The organism is Sorangium sp. So ce406, assembly GCF_051474675.1.
Classification (GTDB): Bacteria; Myxococcota_A; Polyangia; order Polyangiales; family Polyangiaceae; genus Sorangium; species Sorangium cellulosum_G.
This window is the reverse complement of sequence record NZ_CP150340.1, coordinates 1,643,162-1,661,922: the sequence shown is the minus strand read 5'-3', so window position 1 is coordinate 1,661,922 and position 18,761 is coordinate 1,643,162. Positions and strand designations below refer to the sequence as shown.

The 18,761-nt window shown below is 72.8% G+C and carries 19 protein-coding genes; 12 read left to right on the top strand and 7 right to left on the bottom strand.

Annotation, left to right across the window (positions count from 1 at the left end; all coding sequences use genetic code 11):
- The first annotated feature begins 23 nt into the window (after positions 1-23).
- A complete protein-coding gene (gene boxC, locus WME96_RS06085) occupies positions 24-1,757 on the top strand; it encodes a 2,3-epoxybenzoyl-CoA dihydrolase (RefSeq protein WP_437292280.1) in 1,734 nt (577 codons plus the stop codon).
- Complete coding sequence (gene boxB, locus WME96_RS06080; RefSeq protein WP_437289221.1) at positions 1,754-3,193, top strand: benzoyl-CoA 2,3-epoxidase subunit BoxB; 1,440 nt, start codon at positions 1,754-1,756, stop codon at positions 3,191-3,193. The genes boxC and boxB overlap by 4 nt, the downstream gene beginning before the upstream one ends.
- Here the strand turns inward: boxB and WME96_RS06075 are convergent.
- A complete protein-coding gene (locus WME96_RS06075; protein ID WP_437289220.1) occupies positions 3,190-3,636 on the bottom strand; it encodes a hypothetical protein in 447 nt (148 codons plus the stop codon). The two genes, boxB and WME96_RS06075, sit on opposite strands and share 4 nt — an antisense overlap.
- A gap of 79 nt (positions 3,637-3,715) precedes the next feature.
- Between WME96_RS06075 and WME96_RS06070 the strand changes: the two genes are divergently transcribed.
- Positions 3,716-4,798, top strand: a complete 1,083-nt coding sequence (locus tag WME96_RS06070; RefSeq protein WP_437289219.1) for an AAA family ATPase — start codon at positions 3,716-3,718, stop codon at positions 4,796-4,798.
- The gene (locus WME96_RS06065; protein ID WP_437289218.1) at positions 4,798-5,430 is read left to right on the top strand and encodes a hypothetical protein; all 633 of its coding nucleotides are present in this window, start codon (positions 4,798-4,800) and stop codon (positions 5,428-5,430) included. The genes WME96_RS06070 and WME96_RS06065 overlap by 1 nt, the downstream gene beginning before the upstream one ends.
- Positions 5,431-5,439: 9 nt before the next feature.
- Here WME96_RS06065 and WME96_RS06060 read toward each other — a convergent pair whose 3' ends face one another.
- Both WME96_RS06060 and WME96_RS06055 read right to left on the bottom strand, forming a co-directional pair.
- Positions 5,440-8,052 carry a HEAT repeat domain-containing protein gene (locus WME96_RS06060; protein ID WP_437289217.1) on the bottom strand — a complete coding sequence of 871 codons (2,613 nt, stop codon included), beginning with the start codon at positions 8,050-8,052 and terminating at the stop codon, positions 5,440-5,442.
- A 133-nt stretch (positions 8,053-8,185) separates the two neighbouring features.
- Positions 8,186-9,289 carry a hypothetical protein gene (locus WME96_RS06055; RefSeq protein WP_437289216.1) on the bottom strand — a complete coding sequence of 368 codons (1,104 nt, stop codon included), beginning with the start codon at positions 9,287-9,289 and terminating at the stop codon, positions 8,186-8,188.
- Positions 9,290-9,604: 315 nt separating this feature from the next.
- Here WME96_RS06055 and WME96_RS06050 point away from each other — a divergent pair, with 315 nt between their 5' ends.
- Together WME96_RS06050 and WME96_RS06045 are read left to right on the top strand one after the other, a co-directional pair.
- Positions 9,605-10,519: a hypothetical protein gene (locus tag WME96_RS06050; RefSeq protein ID WP_061615363.1), complete on the top strand. Its 915-nt coding sequence runs from the start codon at positions 9,605-9,607 to the stop codon at positions 10,517-10,519.
- A 175-nt stretch (positions 10,520-10,694) separates the two neighbouring features.
- The gene (locus WME96_RS06045) at positions 10,695-11,618 is read left to right on the top strand and encodes a hypothetical protein (protein WP_437289215.1); all 924 of its coding nucleotides are present in this window, start codon (positions 10,695-10,697) and stop codon (positions 11,616-11,618) included.
- Between the two features lie 28 nt (positions 11,619-11,646).
- On the opposite strand, the gene purS is transcribed toward WME96_RS06045, so the two are convergent.
- Complete coding sequence (gene purS, locus WME96_RS06040) at positions 11,647-11,895, bottom strand: phosphoribosylformylglycinamidine synthase subunit PurS (protein ID WP_061609813.1); 249 nt, start codon at positions 11,893-11,895, stop codon at positions 11,647-11,649.
- Between the two features lie 56 nt (positions 11,896-11,951).
- On the bottom strand, positions 11,952-12,914 hold the full coding sequence (locus WME96_RS06035; RefSeq protein ID WP_433934011.1) for a phosphoribosylaminoimidazolesuccinocarboxamide synthase: 963 nt from the start codon (positions 12,912-12,914) through the stop codon (positions 11,952-11,954).
- Positions 12,915-13,042: 128 nt separating this feature from the next.
- Between WME96_RS06035 and mdh the strand changes: the two genes are divergently transcribed.
- Positions 13,043-13,984, top strand: coding sequence for a malate dehydrogenase (mdh, locus tag WME96_RS06030; protein WP_437289214.1), 942 nt, complete (start codon positions 13,043-13,045; stop codon positions 13,982-13,984).
- A gap of 167 nt (positions 13,985-14,151) precedes the next feature.
- Here mdh and WME96_RS06025 read toward each other — a convergent pair whose 3' ends face one another.
- A complete protein-coding gene (locus tag WME96_RS06025) occupies positions 14,152-15,078 on the bottom strand; it encodes a hypothetical protein (RefSeq protein WP_437289213.1) in 927 nt (308 codons plus the stop codon).
- Between the two features lie 367 nt (positions 15,079-15,445).
- Between WME96_RS06025 and WME96_RS06020 the strand changes: the two genes are divergently transcribed.
- Positions 15,446-15,919, top strand: coding sequence for an N-acetyltransferase family protein (locus WME96_RS06020; protein ID WP_433934007.1), 474 nt, complete (start codon positions 15,446-15,448; stop codon positions 15,917-15,919).
- Between the two features lie 91 nt (positions 15,920-16,010).
- Positions 16,011-16,598 (top strand): hypothetical protein, encoded by a 588-nt coding sequence (locus WME96_RS06015; protein ID WP_437289212.1) that lies wholly within the window; start codon positions 16,011-16,013, stop codon positions 16,596-16,598.
- Positions 16,599-16,662: 64 nt separating this feature from the next.
- On the opposite strand, the gene WME96_RS06010 is transcribed toward WME96_RS06015, so the two are convergent.
- Positions 16,663-17,121 (bottom strand): NUDIX domain-containing protein, encoded by a 459-nt coding sequence (locus WME96_RS06010; protein ID WP_437289211.1) that lies wholly within the window; start codon positions 17,119-17,121, stop codon positions 16,663-16,665.
- Between the two features lie 176 nt (positions 17,122-17,297).
- Between WME96_RS06010 and WME96_RS06005 the strand changes: the two genes are divergently transcribed.
- From WME96_RS06005 to WME96_RS05995, 3 genes are all read left to right on the top strand, one after another.
- Positions 17,298-17,834 carry an SRPBCC family protein gene (locus tag WME96_RS06005; protein WP_437289210.1) on the top strand — a complete coding sequence of 179 codons (537 nt, stop codon included), beginning with the start codon at positions 17,298-17,300 and terminating at the stop codon, positions 17,832-17,834.
- Positions 17,835-17,922: 88 nt separating this feature from the next.
- Positions 17,923-18,285: a c-type cytochrome gene (locus WME96_RS06000; protein ID WP_437289209.1), complete on the top strand. Its 363-nt coding sequence runs from the start codon at positions 17,923-17,925 to the stop codon at positions 18,283-18,285.
- Positions 18,282-18,749: a hypothetical protein gene (locus tag WME96_RS05995; RefSeq protein ID WP_437289208.1), complete on the top strand. Its 468-nt coding sequence runs from the start codon at positions 18,282-18,284 to the stop codon at positions 18,747-18,749. Before WME96_RS06000 ends, WME96_RS05995 begins: the two co-directional genes overlap by 4 nt.
- Positions 18,750-18,761 lie beyond the last annotated feature (12 nt).

Below are 18,761 nucleotides of genomic sequence, written 5' to 3'. Positions count from 1 at the left end.
TCCAGGGTGGTGGGCTCGTGCGCATGGAAGCGACCACCTCTCCTCCTGCCGCGGCGGCAGCGCCGCAGACCAGAGCCCGGGACGAGGGCTCGCCCGGCGAGGGCGCGCCCCTCCGCTTCGAGACGGAGCCGGGGCGTTACAGGCACTGGAAGCTCTCGTTCGAGGGGGCGATCGCGCGCGTGGCGATGGACGTCGACGAGGAAGCGCCGGTGCGGCCCGGCTACCAGCTCAAGCTGAACAGCTACGACCTCGCGGTCGACATCGAGCTCGCGGACATCGTGCAGCGGCTGCGCTTCGAGCACCCCGAGGTGAAGGCGGTGGTCATGACGAGCGCGCAGCCGCGGATCTTCTGCGCGGGCGCGAACATCTACATGCTCGGGTCGTCGACGCACGCCTTCAAGGTCAACTTCTGCAAGTTCACGAACGAGACGCGGCTCGCGCTCGAGGAGGCGTGCGCCGAGAGCGGGCAGCGCTACCTCGCGGCGCTGAACGGCGTCGCCTCGGGCGGGGGGTACGAGCTCGCCCTCGCGTGCGAGGAGATCTTCCTCTGCGACGACGGGAGCAGCGCGGTGTCGTTCCCGGAGACGCCGCTGCTCGCGGTGCTCCCGGGGACGGGGGGGCTCACGCGGCTCGTGGACAAGCGCAAGGTGCGGCGCGACATCGCGGACGTCTTCTCGACCCTGGCCGAAGGGGTGCGCGGCAAGCGCGCGCAGGAGTGGGGCCTCGTCGACCGCGCGATCCCGAAGAGCCGCTTCGACCAGGCGGTGGCGCAGCGCGCCGCCGAGCTCGCGGCGGCGACGCCGGACAGGGAGGGGCCCGGGGTGAAGCTCGCCCCGCTGGAGGCGCGGCGCGAGGAGAAGGGCGACGTCTCCACCTGCGCGTACCGCCACGTCTCGCTGAAGGTCGACCGCGCCGCGCGGACGGCGGAGATCCGCGTGCTCGGGCCGGACGGCGGCGGGCCGTCGGACGCCGCCGGGATGCGCCGGGCGGGCGCGGACCTGTGGGCGCTGCGCGCGTTCCGCGAGCTCGACGACGCGCTGCTCGACCTCCGCTTCAACCACCCGGCGGTGGGGCTCGTCCTCCTCAGGACGAGCGGCTCGCCGGACGCGGTGCGGGCCGCGGACGAGGCGCTGTGGGCGAACCGGGACGACTGGTTCGTGAAGGAGGTCCTGCTCCACATGCGGCGCGTGCTCAAGCGGCTCGACCTGACGGCGCGCAGCGTGTTCGCGCTGATCGAGCCGGGCTCGTGCTTCGCGGGGAGCCTGTTCGAGCTCGCCCTCGCGGCGGACCGGTCCTACATGCTCGACGGGGGGGAGGACGGCGCGGAGCCCGCGGCGATCGCCCTGAGCGCGCTGAACTTCGGTCCGCTCGTGATGTCGAACGGCCTGACGCGGCTCGCGTCGCGCTTCCTGGCCGCGCCGGAGCGCGTCGCGGCGCTGAAGGAGAAGACGGGGCTGCTGTCCGCCGAGGAGGCGCTGGAGGAGGGCCTCTGCACCTTCACGCCGGACGCGATGGACTGGGACGACGAGGTGCGGCTCGCGATCGAGGAGCGCGTGAGCCTGTCGCCCGACGCGCTGACCGGGATGGAGGCGAGCCTGCGCTTCTGCGGGCCGGAGACGATGGAGACGAAGATCTTCTCCCGGCTGTCGGCCTGGCAGAACTGGATCTTCCAGCGTCCCAACGCGGTGGGACCGCGGGGCGCGCTGACCGTGTACGGGCGCCCGGAGCGCCCCGAATTCGACTGGAGGCGGACGTGAGCGCAGTCATCAACTCGGAGAGGATCCCGAACAACGTCGACCTCGCGTCGGACAGGAAGCTCCAGCGCGCGCTCGAGGCGTGGCAGCCGAAGTTCATCGACTGGTGGCGGGAGACGGGGCCCGCGGGCTTCCAGGCGGACGACGTGTACCTGCGCACGGCGATCAGCGTCGATCACGAGGGGTGGGCGCACTTCGACTACGTGAAGATGCCGGAGTACCGCTGGGGCATCTTCCTCGCGGATCCGGTGCCCGATCGGAAGATCGGCTTCGGCGATCACCTGGGCGAGCCGGCGTGGCAGGAGGTGCCGGGGGAGCTGCGAAACATGCTGCGCCGGCTGGTGGTGACGCAGGGGGACACGGAGCCGGCGAGCGTGGAGCAGCAGCGGCTGCTCGGCCAGAGCTGCCCGAGCGTCTACGACCTGCGGAACCTGTTCCAGGTGAACGTCGAGGAGGGGCGGCACCTCTGGGCGATGGTGTACCTGCTGCACAGCCACTTCGGCCGCGACGGCCGCGAGGAGGCGGAGGCGCTCCTGGAGCGGCGGAGCGGCGATCCGGACAAGCCGCGGATCCTGGGCGCCTTCAACGAGCCGTGCACGAACTGGCTCTCGTTCTTCATGTTCACCTACTTCACGGATCGCGACGGCAAGTACCAGCTCCTGGCGCTGGCGGAGAGCGGCTTCGATCCGCTGTCGCGCACGACGCGGTTCATGCTGACCGAGGAGGCGCACCACATGTTCGTCGGCGAGACGGGGCTGCTCCGTATCTGCCAGCGCACGTGTGAGCTGATGAAGCGCAACAAGAACGAGGACGCGCGCGCCGAGGGGGGCATCGATCTGCCGACGATGCAGAAGTACCTGAACCTCTGGTACTCGCTGTCGCTCGATCTGTTCGGCGGGGAGATCTCGTCGAACGCGGCGTCGTTCTTCGCGTCGAGCGTGAAGGGCCGCGCGAAGGAGGAGTCGTACGGCGATCACCGGGCGCTCGAGGGCGTGTACGCGATGGAGGTGCCGATCGCGGCGGCCGGGGGCGCGCTGTCCGGGTGGCGGCGCGAGGAGGTGCCGCTCCGGAACGCGATGAACGAGGTGCTGCGCGACGAGTACGTGAGCGACTCGCAGCGCGGGATCGACAAGATGAACCGGGTGATCGAGGAGTCCGGCGTCTCGTTCAGGCTGAGGCTGCCGAGCCGGCGCTTCCACCGGAGCTCGGGGATCTACGCGGGGCTCCACTTCGACGTCGACGGCAACCCGATCTCGAAGGAGGCGTGGGAGCGCCGGCGCGACGAGTGGCTGCCGACCGCGGGCGACGAGGCGTACGTGAAGAGCCTGATGGAGAGGCCGGTGTTCGATCCGAAGCAGATGGCGAACTGGATCGCGGCGCCGGCGAAGGGCCTCAAGGGCAAGCCGGTCGACTTCGAGTACGTGCGGCGCTCCGGCTAGGGGGCGCCCGCGTCGGGGGAGGGCGCGCCCGCGTCGGCCGGCGGCGGGGGCGCCTTCTTCGGCGGGTCGCCGTGCTCGGCGGCGAGCTTCTTCACGAGGCCGTCGAGGAGCACCTGCTCGTGGTACTGCGGCATCGCCGGGAGCTGCACGGCGACGTGCACGCCGGCGCCGCCGTTCACGATCTCGATCGCCCCCTGCGTCACCCGGCTGCCGCTCTCCGGGCTCCGGTACTCGAAGAGCAGGTAGCCGTTCGAGGGATCCTTCTCGACGAGCTTGAAGCCGAGATCGACGCGGACGAGGCGCAGCGCCGTGCCGAAGGTCTGCTCGAAGGTGTAAGGCGACTCGTAGGCGACGCTGGCGCTGGCGTCCCGCGCGCCGAGGCCGACGGCGACGGGGACGGCGAGCGCGACGAGGAGGAGCGCGATCGGCGAGAGGCGGCGCATGTCCGCGGCGTAGAGGGGCGGACGAGGGTGGGCCAAGTTTGTCGCCGGCGAGCGCGCAGGTATGCTGGCGTCGACCTCGATGGACCGACCCCATGTCGAGCAGCTCCGCATCCAGGGCTACGGGTGCGTGCAGGACGCGACGCTGCAGCTCACGCCGCTGCACGCGCTCGTCGGGCCCAACGACAGCGGCAAGAGCACCGTGCTGCGGGCGCTGCGGACCCTCTCCTCGGTGCTCGATCGGGCGCTCGGGGCGCCGGCGCCCGACGCGCTCGGGCGCGGCGCCCCGGCGAGCTCGAGCAAAGGCCCGGGCGGCCCGGTGTTCGAGGTGTCGGCGGCGAGCACGACGTGGCGCGTGGAGCTCGACGCCGAGGGGCGGGCGCGCACCACGTCGTTCCCCAGGGACCTGGAGCCCCCCTCCTTGCTCGACGACGCCGACGAGGACGATGTCACGACCGGCGGGACGGGCCCTGAACGGCCCGCGCCGGACATCGTCCAGGCCCTGCGCGGAACCCAGGTGCTCCGCCTCGACCCCGACGCGCTCCGGTCCCCGCACCCGCTGATCCCCGACGGGCAGCCGCTCGGCTTCGCCGACGAGCGCGGCGCCGGCCTGCCGGCGGTCTACGACGCCATCATCAGCCGCGACCTGCCGGCCTACATCGAGCTGAACGAGGAGCTCACGCGCCTGTTCCCCAGCGTGAGGAGCATCCACCTGGGAAACCCGAGCCCCACCACGAAGGCCATCGGCGTGAAGCTCGAGGGCGGCGCCGTCGTCCCGGCGGCGCTCATGAGCGAGGGCATGCTCTACTACCTCGCCTTCGCGGCGCTGCCGCACCTCGATCCGACGCCCCTGCTCCTCGTCGAGGAGCCCGAGCGCGGGCTCCACCCCGCGCGCATCGCCGACGTGATGCGCGCCCTGCGCATCCTCTCCGAGAAGACCCAGGTCGTCCTCGCGACGCACAGCCCGCTCGTGGTGAACGAGCTCCAGCCGGAGGAGGTCACGGTGGTCACCCGCGCGGGCGAGCAGGGGATGAAGGCCACGCGCATCCTGGGCACGCCGGGCTTCGAGGATCGCGCGAGGGTGTACGCGCTGGGCGAGCTCTGGCTCAGCTACGCCAACGGCGCGGACGAGGCGCCGCTGCTCGGAGGAGGCCCGCGGCCGTGATGAAGCCGCCCGAGAAGACCAGGGTCTTCCTGGTCGGCGAAGGTGAGAACGAGCTCGGCAGCCGCGCCGGAGCGCCCGCCTTCCAGTCCGACAAGCGCCCCGGCGTGCTCTTCACCCTGCTCTCCCGCGTCCAGCCGAACGGGTGGGTCGTCGGCGGCGCCCGCGAGTGGAGGAGCATCCGGAAGTACAACGCGCGCGGCGCGGCCCACGAGGACACGCGCCACGTGCTCGGCGCGGCCCTCGACGCGAAGGAGGCGGGGTGCGACGTGCTCGCGTTCTCGCGCGACATCGACCGCGATCCGGCGCGCCGCGAGGCGGTCGCGGAGGGCATCCGTCGCGTGTCGTCGAGCCTGTCCGCGCCGCCCGAGGTGATCGGCGGCGTGGCCGTGCCGGCGCTCGCGGGGTGGATCCTCGCGCTCCTCGGGGAGAGGGCGACCGAGGAGCTCTCGCCCCTCAGGGCGCAGGCGATGCTCGCCGCGAAGGGGATGATGCCGGACGACGGCGCCGCCATGGTGCGCGTCGCCGAGGACGCCGACCTCGACGCCGTCCCCCAGGACGCCACCTCGCTCACGGAGTGGATCGCGCGCGCGCGCGCCGTGCTGCCGCGGCGGACCGGCCGCGGCGCGAGGTGACGCGCGCGCTCACCGGCGGCACTGCGGCGTCGCGGCGAGCGCGGCCCGCGCCGTCTCGCGCAGGCCGTGCGGCGTGTCCTTGTCGAGGAGCGGCTTGAGACGCGCGGGCAGATCCGCCGGGTGCACGGCCCCGAGCGCCGCGAGCGCCGCCGAGCCGAGCCGCTGATCGCGCTCGCCCATCGGCGCCTTCGCCTGGAGCGCGAGCCGCGTCCACAGGTCGACCGAGCTCGCGTCGCACATCGCCCCGAGCGCGAGGATCGCCCGCGCGCGCACCTCGATGTCCTCCTCCTTGTCCTCCGCCCTGTCGCGCACGGCCTCGATGTGCGCCGTCGCCCGGTGCGCGCCGAGGCCGTCGAGCGCGTGCCGGCGCACCTCGGGCGACCTGTCGGCCAGCGCCCCCACGAGCGCCCGGTCGCCCGCCGGCGTCGCGGGCATCGCGCCGATCGCGAGCGCGGCGCCGCCGCGGATGAACGTCCACGGGTCCGAGGCGAGCCGCGCCGCGAGCGCCTCGGCCGCGCCGGCCGGCAGCTTCGCCCCGGCGGAGGCCGCGCGCGAGAGCGCCACGACCGCCGCCTCGCGCACGCGCACGTCCGGATCGGAGGCCGCCGCGAGCAGGTCCGGCGCGAGGGACGGCACGTCCGCCGCGACCTCGGCGGCGCGGAGGCGGACGTGGGCGTCCGCGTCCTTCCGGAGCGAGGCGCGCAGGTAGGCCTCGGCCGGCGCCTCGCCCGCGCGCGCGAGCGCCGCCGCGGGCGCCTGGAGCAGGTAGCGCCGCTCGAAGGGGGCGCCCGCCGCAGAGGCGAGCGCCTGGAACGCCGCGCCGCCGCCCCTCACCCGCCCGAGCGACGGCCCAAGCGCGCGGAGCAGGTCGAGCTGCGCGTCCTCGGGGCGGGCGCGCAGGCGATCGAGCTGCACCTCCTCCTCGACCACGGGCGCCGCCCGCTCGCTGCGCGCCGCCAGCGCGAGCGCGGCCCGGAGCTCCTTCCGCGTCGCGCCGCGCGCCGCCGCGAGGGCGTCGAGCAGCGCCGGCACCGCCTCGGCGGGCGCCACGAGCGCGAGCTCGCGCGCCGCCATCACCCTGGCCGCGGGCGCGCCGCCCTTCACGATCTCCGCGAGCGCCGGCGCGGCCGCGCGCCCGCAGCGGCGGATACGGTCGCGCGCGTGGTGGAGCTCGGGATCGGGCCCGGGCGGCGCGGCGCGGCGGGCGCCCCGCGGCGGGGCCGCCGCCGCGCCGGACGCGAGCCGCGCGGTGAAGAACGGGATCTGCGCCGCGCACGGCGCCGTGTCGATCACGCCCGCCGCGAGCTGCCTGCCCGCGGGGTCGAGCCTGTCGTAGCCGGCGATCGCCGCCTCGACCGCCTCCGGCCCGCTGCGCGCGAGCAGCGCCGCCGCCGCCCTGGCGCGCTCGCCGCCGCCCGCGAGCGCGCCGACGAGCGCCGCCGGGGCCTGCCCGTCGAACGCCGTGCGCGCCGTGACCTCGGCGATCGTGACGCGCACCTCCGGCGCGGACGGCGCGCCCCGCTCCCCCGCCTGCGCGCCGCGCGGCGCGAACGCCTCGTCGAGGACGACGGCGACGCACGAGGCCCTGATCTCCTCGGGCAGCTTCACCTCGTAGCCGGCGGACTCCTTGACCCACGCGTCCTCGGGGAGGCTCACCTGGAAGAGCCGATCGGGCGTCGCCACGAAGAGCGTGCGCGGCGCGGCGCCGCCCTCCACGCCGTCGATCGGCTTGATGCGCAGGCCGAAGCCCGTGATCCCGACCTCGTCCGCCGACGAGAACGACACGAACTCGCCCCGGCCCGCGCCCGCCTTGCCCTCGGACCACGCGGTCTTCGGGTCGCCGTCGGCGATCTCCGCGAAGCGCTTGCCGACCGCGCTCGAGGCCGCGGTGGGCCGCAGCAGCCGGAAGCCGGGCGCCGCCGCGTCGGCCTCGCGGCGCTCCGCGGTCACCTTGCCCGCCGCGCGCCGCTCCTCGGCCGGGAGGTTCTGGAAGCTCGCCCCTTTCAGGAGCGTCATCGTCCGGGGATCGACCTCGCTCGCCCCGACCAGCGCCGGGCGCCCGCAGATCGTCACGTCGTCGCGGAGCTGCCCGACGAGCACGCGGCTGCCGTTGCCGAGCGGCTCCACGACGACGGCGTCGCTCCGCCCCTCGCCGTGCTCCCCGGTGGCGACGCCGGTCCAGCCACTCCAGAGCACGAGCGGCTCTGCCCCCTTCCCCGCGAGCGGCGCGGCGAGCAGCATCACCCACGACCCGCTCGCGACATCGCCGGCCCGCGCGCCGGACGGCGCGCCCGAGGCGGGCGCCTCGATCTTCGCGAGGCGCTTGCCGTCGGCCAGCGCGACCGGCGCGACGCGCGCGCCGCCGAGCAGCGGCGCGACCTCGGGCGGCACGGCGAGGACCTTGCCGCCGTCGGGCGCGCACGCCGCCGCCGAGGGACAGGCGCGGGCGGTGATCCCGCGCGCGTCGATGCGGACGGCGAGCGCCTGCTGGCCCGCCGCCGGAGGGAGCACCACGGGCGCTACCTGCGCGGCGGCGTCGCCGAGCCAGGTCGACGAGGCCGCGACGGCGCCAGCCGTGACGCTCGCGCGCAGCCACCGGGAACGAAACCGCGATCTGCTCATGTGGGCCATCGTAGTCGCGTCGCGCAGCGGTGCGCTCGAGAGTTGAACCCCTCGAGCATGGCGCCACGGAGGCCCGCCCCCGTCGCTGCGGCGCGTCGGTCGACCCACCCCGCCGCGCCCCGCCGCGTCCTCGCTACTTCGGCGTCTCCGCGGCGGGGATCCAGAAGCCGCCCTCGTCGGGCGGCGTCATGCCGAGCGCCTTCGGGAGCACGTTCGTCCAGCCGGCCACCGTCTCGAGCAGGTAGATCTCCGCGCCGGCCTCGATCTCGCCCACCGGCCGCTCCTTCTCGTCGCGCCGCGCGCGGATCGGGATCGCCCTCGTGGCCTTCACGATCGGCGGCGCCTTGTCGAGCGCGAGCTGCGCCCCGGCCACCGCGGTCGTCGGCGGGATGTACTGGTCCATCAGCTCGCCCTTCTTCAGCGGCTCCAGATCCTTGAGCCGCCCCCAGGCGTCGACCGTCAGATCGCCCCGCGACATCAGGTGGACGAAGCCGGCCTTCGCCTCCGTGCTCCAGAAGAGCTGGGCCGTCCCCTCGAGCATCTTCAGCGTGAAGATCACGTCGCCGTTCGGGCGATCGAAGAGCTCGATCGTCGACGTCTTCATCAGGTAGCCGCGGGCGCTGCCGGGGACCTCCATCTTCATGGGCGCGCCGCGCTGCAGCGCGAAGGCGTCGCACGGGGCCGAGGCCCTCGCCGTCTGCCCCTCGGACCCCGAGATCGCCAGCTCCGCGCGCAGCGAGTCGCCCGTCGCCGCGACGAGCTTCACCTTCTGCGCGCTCGAGATCCAGATGTGCCCGCTGATGACGGGGATGTCGCGCGTCGTGAACACCGCGACGTCCGTGGGCGCGATGTAGCCGTCGAGCCGCAGCGTCGGCGAGCCGTCGGACGTGCTCAGCCTCGCCCGGCCCGACGCCGGGTCCGCCGGGATCGCGCTCAGCGTCATCGGCGCCAGCGCGCCAGTGAAGTTCGCGATCGTCCGGCCGCCGCTCGGCGCGTCGTAGAGCCGGGCGCCCTTGTTCACCGGCGCCGTCCCCTTCAGCTTGCAGGTCGGCCCGGACACCGCCTGCGCGGTCGCCCCGGTCACCTGCGCGGTCGCCCCGGTCACCTGGGCGGCCGAGACCGCCACCTGACCGGGCTCTGCCCTCGCCTCGGAGACGGCCGCCGCGCCCGGGAGCCCCGCGCCGCAGAGCACCGCCCCAAGAGCCAGAAGACCAAGTCCCAGAACGTCGCTTCTCATCCACTTCCTCCGACGTAAGCCGGCAGCCCCGCGCTGGTGGCGTTCGCACGCGCGGTCCCTCGTGTCGAGTCTCCCTGGAGCCGCCGGCCTCCTGCGCGGCGGGCGCGGCGGCGTACTGCAGGACCGCCCGGCGCGCCGAGCCGTCCCTGCCGTTGGTCGGATTATCCTAGCGGATCATTCAGGCGTCGCCCGAGAAAGGTCCTACCTCGCAGCGCTTCAGGCATTTCGGGTGTATTGAGCAGGGCGCTCGCCGACACGCCGCCACACGTCAGGCAACCCGGCTCGACCGTACCTGACTCCCCGGGAAGCCACGCCATGCACGGATTCGATCTCGCCTTCGCCTCCCCCCGCAAGCTCCCGCGCGCGCGCGACCTGCGCGGCAACGTCGCCGTGCTCGACATCGCCTTCGCCTCGGAGGCGGGGGGCAAGAGCTTCGAGACGGTCACGCTCCCGCTCATCCAGGAGCTCGGGCCGCGGCTCGCCGCCTGGGTCGACCACCACGACAGCGCCCACCACGCGCGCTTCGCGGGCGACCCCCGCTTCGTCCTGTCGACCAAGGCGGAGCACGGCGCCTGCCCGGAGATGATCACCCCCGAGGTCGTCGCCCGCGCCGGGCGCGTCGACACCCTCGTCTGCCACGTCGACTTCGACGGCCTCGCCAGCGGCGCCAAGTGGATGCGCGGCGGCGTCGAGCCGTACCCCGGCTGCGACGACGACGCGCGCGCCATCGACACCCGCATCGGCGTCCCGGGCCCGGCCGCCACCCGCATGGACCGCGCCCTCCGCGCCCGCCCCCGCGATCAGGCCCTCTTCGGCCTCATCGTCCGGCACCTCGCGTCAGGGCTCTCCGACCCGTCGCTCTGGACCCCCATCGACCAGGCCGGCGCGGAGCTCGCCGCCATGGAGGCCGAGACCCGCCGGATCGCGCTCCGCTACGAGCGCGTCGAGCCGGGCGTGGTCCTCGTCGACGCATCGCAGCGAGGCGGGTCGTACGACAAGACGCTGCTCCTCCTCATCGGGCAGGAGCGCGCGCCGATCTCGGTCGTCGTGGACAACGACAGCATCACGTTCGCCGCCCGCTTCGACAGCGGGGTGAACTTCCTCGAGACCTTCAAGATCTCCGGCGGCATGCCGACCCGCATCTCCCTCCAGCGCGCCAAGCTCAAGGAGGCGCTCCTGGCGCTCGGGGTCAAGCCGGCGGACGCGAGCCGGCTCGCCACGCCCCCCTAACGGCCCGCGCCCCACCGCGACCGCGCCCCTACCCCGGTTCCCCCGGTTTCCACGGCGCCGCCGGATCGTTGACGCTGTCGCCGCCGGCTGCTACGGGGCATTTCAGATTTGCAATTTGCAAGTCTGCAATGGCGGCGTGACCCGAGGCATCACGCCCGCGCCGAGCACGAGGGGTATGGCAGCGACAAACCTGTCTTCGACGTCGAGCAGCGGTGTCGACGAGCTCCTGTTCCGGAACGACGCTGTGTCGCTCTGCCTGCTGGTCAATCGACGGCACCGGACGCTCCGCATCATCGACTTCCGCGCGGGGCCGACCCCATCCAAGCGGAACTTCGTCCTGTCGGCCGCGAAGCGCGAGGGGGTCGAGAAGATCTTCACCCTCGTCGAGCGCGACGAGGTGCCGACGTGGACGCGCCTCGGGTTCGTCCGGGAAGGGTCGATCCCCGGCTTCTACAAGCGCAGCGACGCGTGGATCCTCGGGGCGGTGGTGTCCGAGATGTCGTCACAGATGCGCGAGCAGGGCGACGACGAGGACGGCGCCGAGGGCGAGGGCAAGGCGGGCTCACCGGCGGTGCTGCTCGCGGAGCGCACGATCGCCCGCGCGCGGCGGCTGCTCCGGGAGAGCGAGGGGCGGCCGCTGCCCGCGATCAAGATCGCGCCGGCGAGCGGCCCGGAGCTGCGGCGCGCCGTCGCGGCCGCGCAGCGGGCGGGGCGGGCGCTCACGGGCTTCGAGCCGTTCGGGCGCGACGCGGTGCGGACGGGCTACGCGCTGTCCGCGCGCGGCGGCTTCAGCCTCCACGCGGCGTGGGAGATGCAGTCGTGCTTCGGCAACTCGTTCCTGGAGATCCTCTGCTCGCCGCGCCACGAGTCGGAGCGGCTCGCCACCACGGCGGCGATCGGCGCCCTCTGCGAGCGCCTCGTCCAGGAGAAGGCCGTGAGCACGTTCACCTTCGCCCCCGCGGACGACCAGGAGCTGTGCGCCGCCCTGCTCGCGAACGGCTTCCGCCGCTCGGCCGTGCTGGCGCGCCACCTCGTCGTCGGCCGCGCCCGCAAGGACGCGATCCTCTGGGCGAAGAAGCTCGTGGCGCCCGAGGCCTGAGCCGCGCGCGCGCGCCACGGGCTAGCGGCTACGGCGCGAGCGTGACCTCGTAGTCCTCGATGACCGTGTTGGCCAGCATCTCGTCCGCCATCTTCTTCAGCCGCGCCTCGAGATCGGGCGCGCTGCCGAGCGACGGATCGAGCTCGATCTCGATCAGCTTGCCCACGCGCACGCCCTTGACGCCCGGGAACCCGAGCGAGGTGAGCGCGCGCTTCACGGCGTCGCCCTGCGGATCAAGGACCTCTTTCTTCAATCGGACGGTGACGACGGCTTTCACTGGCTTTGCTCCAAGCGCTCTTCGCGCGACGCTACGACGGGCGCGGCCGCGCCCGCCTACACTCCCAGGTTGCGCGGGATGCGCACGGCCGGGTCCTCGAGATCGGGGATGAAGGCCGCGCCGGTGATCCGCTCGAACGCCTCGATGTAACGGCGAGACGCCTCGATCCGGATCTCGTCCGGGATCGGCGGGATCGGCCCGTCGCCCTGGAAGCCCCGCGCCGCGAGCCAGCGGCGCACGTACTCCTTGTCGAACGACTCCGGGTCCTCGCCCGCGGCGAAGCGATCGGCGTAGGAGGACGCGAACCAGAAGCGGGACGAGTCGGGGGTGTGGATCTCGTCGATGACGACGATGTTCCCGCTCCGGTCCTTGCCGAACTCGTACTTGGTGTCGACCAGGATGAGCCCCTGGTCCGCGCAGAGGCGCGCGCCGCGCTCGAAGAGCGCGAGGGCCATCTCGGCGGCGGCGTCGAAGTCGCGCGGCGCGATCGTCCCGAGGGCGAGGATCTCGTCGCGCGAGGCGGAGAGGTCGTGGCCGCCCTTCGGCGCCTTGGTGCTCGGGGTCAGGATGGGCCGCGGCAGGCGCTCGTTCTTGCGGAGGCCGTCGGGGAGCCGGTGGCCGCAGAAGACACGCTCGCCGCGGGCATAGTGCGTCCAGATGCTCGTCGAGGTCACGCCCGTCACGTAGGCGCGCACCACCATCTCGACCGGCAGCGGCGTGCACTCGATCGCCTCGAGGACGTTCGGGTCGGGCTGCGAGAGCATGTGGTTCGGCGCGACGTCGCGCGTGCGCTCGAACCAGAAGGCCGAGAGCCGGTTCAGCACCTGGCCCTTGAGCGGCAGCGTGCCGAGCACGCGGTCGAAGGCGCTGATGCGGTCGGTGACGACGAGCAGGCGCCGGCCGTCCGGCGTCGTGTAGCAGTCCCGCACCTTGCCCTCGTAGCGGGCGAAGGGGCCCGCGAGCGAGGTGCGTTCGAGCACCCTGCCGAGCGCGGTGCGCAGATCGTCCTCGGTGACCATGGGGCGCGGCTTACCCGGCCTCCGGGGCCGAGTCGACAGGTTTCGAAGGCGCCGGCCGAGTTCCCTCCCCCGCGCCCGGCCCGGGAGCCCCGTTGGTCCCCGGCCGGCGGGGTGGTAAAGGGCCGCGCATGGCCAACCGAAAGAAGATCGCCCTCATTGGCGCCGGGAACATCGGCGGGGAGCTCGCGGCCCTCATCGCGCGCAAGGAGCTCGGGGACGTCGTGCTGTTCGACATCCCCCAGAAGACCGACTTCGCGAAAGGCAAGGCGCTCGACCTCGAGCAGAACGGCGCCGTCCTCGGCTACGACGCCTCGATCAAGGGGACCTCGAGCTGGGCCGACTGCGCCGGCGCCGACGTCCTCATCGTCACGGCCGGCATCCCGCGCAAGCCGGGCCAGAGCCGCGACGACCTCGTCGCGACGAACCTCCCGATCATCCGCAGCGTGGCGGACGGCGCCAAGGAGCACTGCCCGAACGCGCTCGTGATCGTCATCTCGAACCCGATCGACGCGATGGTGTACGAGTTCAAGCGCCGCACGGGCTTCCCGCGCGAGCGCGTGCTCGGCATGGCGGGCGTGCTCGACAGCGCGCGCTTCCAGCTCTTCCTCGCGCGCGAGGCGAACGTGTCCGTGAAGGACGTGCGCGCGATGGTGCTCGGCGGCCACGGCGACGACATGGTGCCGATCCCGTCGGCGTGCACGATCAACGGCGTGCGCGCGACCGAGCTCATCAGCAAGGAGAAGCTCGACGCGCTCATCGCGAGGACGCGCAAGGGCGGCGGCGAGATCGTGCAGCTCATGGGGACGAGCGCCTACTACGCGCCCGCCTCGAGCGCCGTCGTGATGGCCGAGAGCTACCTGCTCGACCAGAAGCGGCTGCTCCCCGCCGCCGTCTACCTGGACGGCGAGTACGGCTACAAGGACATCTACATGGGCGTGCCGGTCATCATCGGCGGCAAGGGCGCCGAGAAGATCGTCGAGCTGCCGCTGACCGCCGAAGAGAAGGAGATGCTCGCGAAGAGCGCGAAGAGCGTCCAGGGCATCACCGACGTGGTCAAGGCCGCGAGCTAGCGTCCCGTCCCGGGTCGTACCGGGATCACGAAGAGAGAATGAACCACAGAGGGCACAGAGGAGAGAGAGAATAAGAACGAAGTTTTCTTCTCTTCTCTGTGCTCTGTGCCCTCTGTGCCTCTGTGGTTCGTCTCTCCCTCTTCACCTCATCACAGCTCCCGCGCACCTCACTCCGCGGCAGGAGCTATCGAGAGCTCGCGCGATGAATCGCCGGCAAGATCGCAGGCCGCCGGCAGATCCAGCGCCGCGTCGCTGCCCTCGGCGATGTCGTTGATGCGCTGGCAGATCATGTTCATCATCTGCCACCCCTCGGTGAGCGCGCCGCGGAGCGGGGCGATGTCCAGGCCGGGGAAGCTCTTCAGGAGCTCGTACCCCAGCCTGAAGTGATCGGCGTCCAGCTGGGCGTGGATGGCGAAATAGTCCACGTCGGGGAAGACCGCCTGGGCGGCGCTGAGGAGGATGTCGGCGCAGCGCTCGATGACGAAGTGGACGAGGACGGTGCGCTCCTCGGTGGACGCCGAGCCCATCCGCTCGATGAACCAGGACGACGCCGCGGCGATGCCGCGATCCCAGGACGGCGAGCGCGACGGGCCGCGCATCCGCGCGAGCCGGCGGTTGTGCCCGACCTCGTCGGCCAGGTGGCGCTCGGCGATCGCGCTGGCCGCCGGGTGCGACTCGAACACGACCCGGGCGCAGAGCACCTTCTGGAACGCGTCCGACCAGATCTGGAGCGCGCCGAGCATCCGCCGCTTCACCTCGTCCCCGCGCGCGCGCTCGGACCGGAGCAGCTGCATCAGGGGGCTGCCGGCGAACTCCCGCGCATGGACCTCGTTCTCCTCGAGGAGGCGATCCAGCGCGGCTACGCCCGAAGGGCCCTCGACCTGGCCGCCCGGCGCGGGCGCCGCGCACAGGCACGGCGTGTCCCAGCGGGCGCCCTCTCCCTCGAAATGGATGGATATCGCGGAGAGCCCGCCTGGCGCTCCGCCCACGAGCCCGCGCAGCCCGCCGGGAGGGACGAGCACGACGTCTCCCGCCTGGATCTCCCGGGGCGATTCCCCGATGACCTCGCCGGAGCCGTCGGTGACGACGAGCATGCCTCTCGTCGGGAGCTCACGAGTCGTGAACGGCTGTTCCGGCCCGAGGCGTATCCACCTCAAGGACAGGCGACAAGCTTCTGGCAGGAAAGCCGAGAGCTCCGCGTGCTTCCGGAAATCCTTGAAAAGCCCCAGCAGAGTGCGCTCATCTGTCTTGAGGTACTCGATCGCGGGGATGCCGGCTGTATTGATCACGCGCATCTACATCGTCCTCTGCGTCGACGTTGTGGTGCGCTGACTCTGCACGGCACGACTGGCCGTGTCCAGACGACTCACGGGGAAGGCACCAGAATGCCAGAGGCCTAGAGAAGGACGAGAGCCTGAAGTTTCCTCGCGGCGCCGCCGCGCGATGGGGCAGAATGCGGGCGTGAGCCAGCCGCAGCTCGTACCCACCATCCGGCGCGCCGTCGAGGCGGACCTGCCGGCGGTCGTCCACCTCTTCTCGATCCCCGACGAGGGCAACGTGAAGACAGACCACCCCGGTCCGCCGCTCGATCCGCGCTACCGCGAGGCGCTCGCGGCCATCGCCGAGGATCCGGACAACGCGCTGCTCGTCGCGGAGGTCGAGGGGCGCGTGGTCGGGGCATTCCACCTGACCATCATCCAGTACGTGGCCAACCACGGAGGGCGGGTGGCGCAGGTCGAGAACGTGATCGTGGACCCGAGCCTGCGCAGCCGCGGGATCGGCGAGGCGATGATGCGCTGGGCCATCGACGAGGCGCGGCGGCGGGGGTGCTTCCGCGTGCAGCTCACCTCGAACAAGACGCGGCTGCGCGCGCACCGCTTCTACGAGCGGCTCGGCTTCGTGGCGAGCCACCAGGGGATGAAGCTGAAGCTGTAGGCGGAGTCGAGGCGCCGTCCGCGCAGATCCGCGCAAGCGCGATAGGCAAGCGCCGGCCGCGCTGTGTACCCTCGGCGCAGGAGGCTCGAACGTGGCCACTGCGAAGAAGACGACGGCGAAGGGGACGACCACGAAGGCCGCTGGCTCCGTGAAGGCCAGGGCGACGAAGGCGGCGCCTGCGACGAAGGGCGCGAAGCCCGCGGCCGCGACGAAGAGCGCGAAGCCCGCGGCCGCGACGAAGGGCGCAAAGCCCGCGGCCGCGACGAAGGCGAAGCCGAAGACGGGCGCCGGCGCCGCGCAGGCGACGAGAGGCGCAGTCGCCAGGGGCGACGCCAACGTCTTCGAGGCGCTGCGGAGCATCCTCAAGCGGCGCGCGCGCGACCTCGTGGTCGTGCACGACACGCCCGACAACTACTACCTCGACACGCGCACGAAAGCGCCGAACGGGAAGCCGCTGTTCTTCGGCGCGGCGCGGGCGGGCCGGGCCTATACGAGCTTCTACCTCATGCCGATCTACGCGCACCCCGAGCTGCTCGGCGACGTGAGCCCGGCGCTCAAGAAGCGCATGCAGGGCAAGTCGTGCTTCAACTTCAAGACGAGCGATCCCGCGCTGTTCGCCGAGCTCGAGACGCTCACCGGGCGCTGCTTCGAGCGGTGGAAGGCCAGCGGCCAGATCTGAGCGGCGGGGCCGCGCCGGTCGCCGGGGCCGCCCTCGCGCAGAGCGCGCCAGCTCACGCGCCAGCTCAGAGGAGCGGCTCCCCCTCGGGACCGAGCAGCGACAGCGGGAACACCGGCGCCCCCGCCAGCACGTCGCGGCAGAGCGGCTCGACGTCGGGGCCGCGCAGCGGCAGGGCCCTCAGCTCCTTCAGCGTGACCCAGCGCGCCTCGAGCGAGTGCTCGTCCGGCTCGCGCTTGGGCGGCGTGTCGTCGGCGGGGCGCGCGAGGAAGATCACCCGCAAGCGCGCCTGCAGCGAGCTCGGGCTGTGCTCGATGCGCAGGATGCCTTGCAGCTTCACGGGGACGCCCGTCTCCTCGAGCGCCTCGCGGCGCGCCGCCTCCGCGAACGTCTCGCCGGGCTCGGCCCGACCCGCGGGCAGGTACCAGAGCTGGTCGTGCTTGCGCTCGTGCACCAGGAGGAAGCGGTCCCCGAGCTTCACCAGCACCACGGCGAAGCACCAGGTCGGGATGGGAGAGCGGGACATGATGAATCCGGCCCACAGCTTACCCTGGAACGCGCGGGAGGGAGCCCGGGATGCGCGCGCCCGCGCCCGGGCGGCCCAGCGCGCGGCGGCGGGGCTGACGTGCCGGCCCGACGCGCTGGTCGGGGTTGCGCCGCCCGGGTGAGGAGCGAGGCGGGCAGGTCGTCGAGCGTGCTACCGTGACCACGCCGGATCCGGCGGACAAGAGCGAGGTTCCATTGCTGTACATCCAGGAGAGCATCCGTATCGAGGCGCCGATCGAGATCGCGTGGGCGTGGATGAGCGATCTCGAGCGCCTGATGAAGGTGAACGACTTCCACGTGGCGATGCGCTTCGAGACCGACCAGCGCCGGGGCAAGGGGACGTGCGTGATCATCGAGCACTCGTTCTTCGGGAGCGCCCCGGAGCCGCGCGGCGCGCGGGTGACCCACTGGGAGGAGGGGACCGGGATCGGCTGGGTCGAGACCGATCTCGAGGCGCCGAGGAGCAATTTCCCGCACTCCTCCCAGTACCGGCTGAAGCCGCTGCCCGGCGGCGCGACGCTCCTCTCCGACGAGCTGCGCGGCTCGCTCAACCTCCGCTTCCTGGGGAAGATCGCCGACAGGCTGATGCAGGACGTGTTCGCGTCGAGGGTCGTCCGGCGCGAGTGCGTCTATCTGAAGGAGCATATCGAGGCGTTCGCGGCCGGCTGGAAGGCGGCGCGCGCGGCGGCATAGCGGCGCGCGGGGCACGGACATTTCATCCCGTGCGTCACCGCGTCGCATGCGCCCGGCGCAGCGGCGCGCTACGTTCCGGCCCGCCCGCATGAGATGGTCGTCGATCCTCGCCGCCCTGCCCCTGCTCGTGGCCGCGTGCAAGCGGCCTGCTCCCGCCGACGAGGGCGTCGCGCTCTCGCCCCGGGCCGAGCAGGGCAAGGCACTGTTCTCCACCCACTGCGCGGCGTGCCATGCCCCGTCCACCAAGCTGGTCGGCCCCCCGCTCACCGAGATGGCGAGCCTGTATACAACCGATCCCGAGGGCATCGTCCGCTGGGCCGTGACCCCGGGCCGCAAGCGCACCGACGTGCCCCCGATGCCCAGTTTCCGGGGCATGCGCACGTCGGATCTCGCGGACGTGGCGCAGTACATCATCGAGGCCGGCACCGCGGCCGGGAAGCAGAAACCATGATCTATTCCATCGTCCTCGTATTGCACTCGTGGCTGCGCTGGGCCGTCCTGCTGCTCGGGCTGGCGGCGCTGGTGCGGTCGGCCCGGGGCTGGGCCCAGCGCGCGCCGCGGACCGAGACCGATCGCAAGCTCGGCGCCGCGTTCGTCGGCTCGCTCGACGCCCAGTTCCTCCTCGGCGTCCTGCTCTACGTCGTGCTCAGCCCGATCACGCCGAGCTCTCTGGCCGCGCTGAAGGCCTCCATGCCCATCGCCGCGCTGCGCTTCTTCGCCGTCGAGCACGCGTTCGGCATGATCCTGGCGGTGGCGATCGCCCACGTCGCCTCCGCGCGGGCGAAGCGCGCCGCGGACCCCGCGACGCAGCACCGGCGCATGGCGCTCGGCGTCCTCTTCGCGCTGCTCGTCGTCCTCGCCGCCATCCCCTGGCCGTTCCTGCCGCACGGTCGCCCGCTGTTCCGGCTGCCCTGAGAGGCCGCCAGG

Bases quoted from the DNA above. Each gene is read 5' to 3' on its own strand.
- boxC (WP_437292280.1), top strand. From the start codon at position 24: ATGGAAGCGACCACCTCTCCTCCTGCCGCGGCGGCAGCGCCGCAGACC.
- WME96_RS06075 (WP_437289220.1), bottom strand. From the start codon at position 3,636: ATGCGCCGCCTCTCGCCGATCGCGCTCCTCCTCGTCGCGCTCGCCGTC.
- WME96_RS06070 (WP_437289219.1), top strand. From the start codon at position 3,716: ATGGACCGACCCCATGTCGAGCAGCTCCGCATCCAGGGCTACGGGTGC.
- WME96_RS06065 (WP_437289218.1), top strand. From the start codon at position 4,798: ATGAAGCCGCCCGAGAAGACCAGGGTCTTCCTGGTCGGCGAAGGTGAG.
- WME96_RS06060 (WP_437289217.1), bottom strand. From the start codon at position 8,052: ATGAGCAGATCGCGGTTTCGTTCCCGGTGGCTGCGCGCGAGCGTCACG.
- WME96_RS06055 (WP_437289216.1), bottom strand. From the start codon at position 9,289: ATGAGAAGCGACGTTCTGGGACTTGGTCTTCTGGCTCTTGGGGCGGTG.
- WME96_RS06050 (WP_061615363.1), top strand. From the start codon at position 9,605: ATGCACGGATTCGATCTCGCCTTCGCCTCCCCCCGCAAGCTCCCGCGC.
- WME96_RS06045 (WP_437289215.1), top strand. From the start codon at position 10,695: ATGGCAGCGACAAACCTGTCTTCGACGTCGAGCAGCGGTGTCGACGAG.
- WME96_RS06035 (WP_433934011.1), bottom strand. From the start codon at position 12,914: ATGGTCACCGAGGACGATCTGCGCACCGCGCTCGGCAGGGTGCTCGAA.
- mdh (WP_437289214.1), top strand. From the start codon at position 13,043: ATGGCCAACCGAAAGAAGATCGCCCTCATTGGCGCCGGGAACATCGGC.
- WME96_RS06025 (WP_437289213.1), bottom strand. From the start codon at position 15,078: ATGCTCGTCGTCACCGACGGCTCCGGCGAGGTCATCGGGGAATCGCCC.
- WME96_RS06010 (WP_437289211.1), bottom strand. From the start codon at position 17,121: ATGTCCCGCTCTCCCATCCCGACCTGGTGCTTCGCCGTGGTGCTGGTG.
- WME96_RS06000 (WP_437289209.1), top strand. From the start codon at position 17,923: ATGAGATGGTCGTCGATCCTCGCCGCCCTGCCCCTGCTCGTGGCCGCG.
- WME96_RS05995 (WP_437289208.1), top strand. From the start codon at position 18,282: ATGATCTATTCCATCGTCCTCGTATTGCACTCGTGGCTGCGCTGGGCC.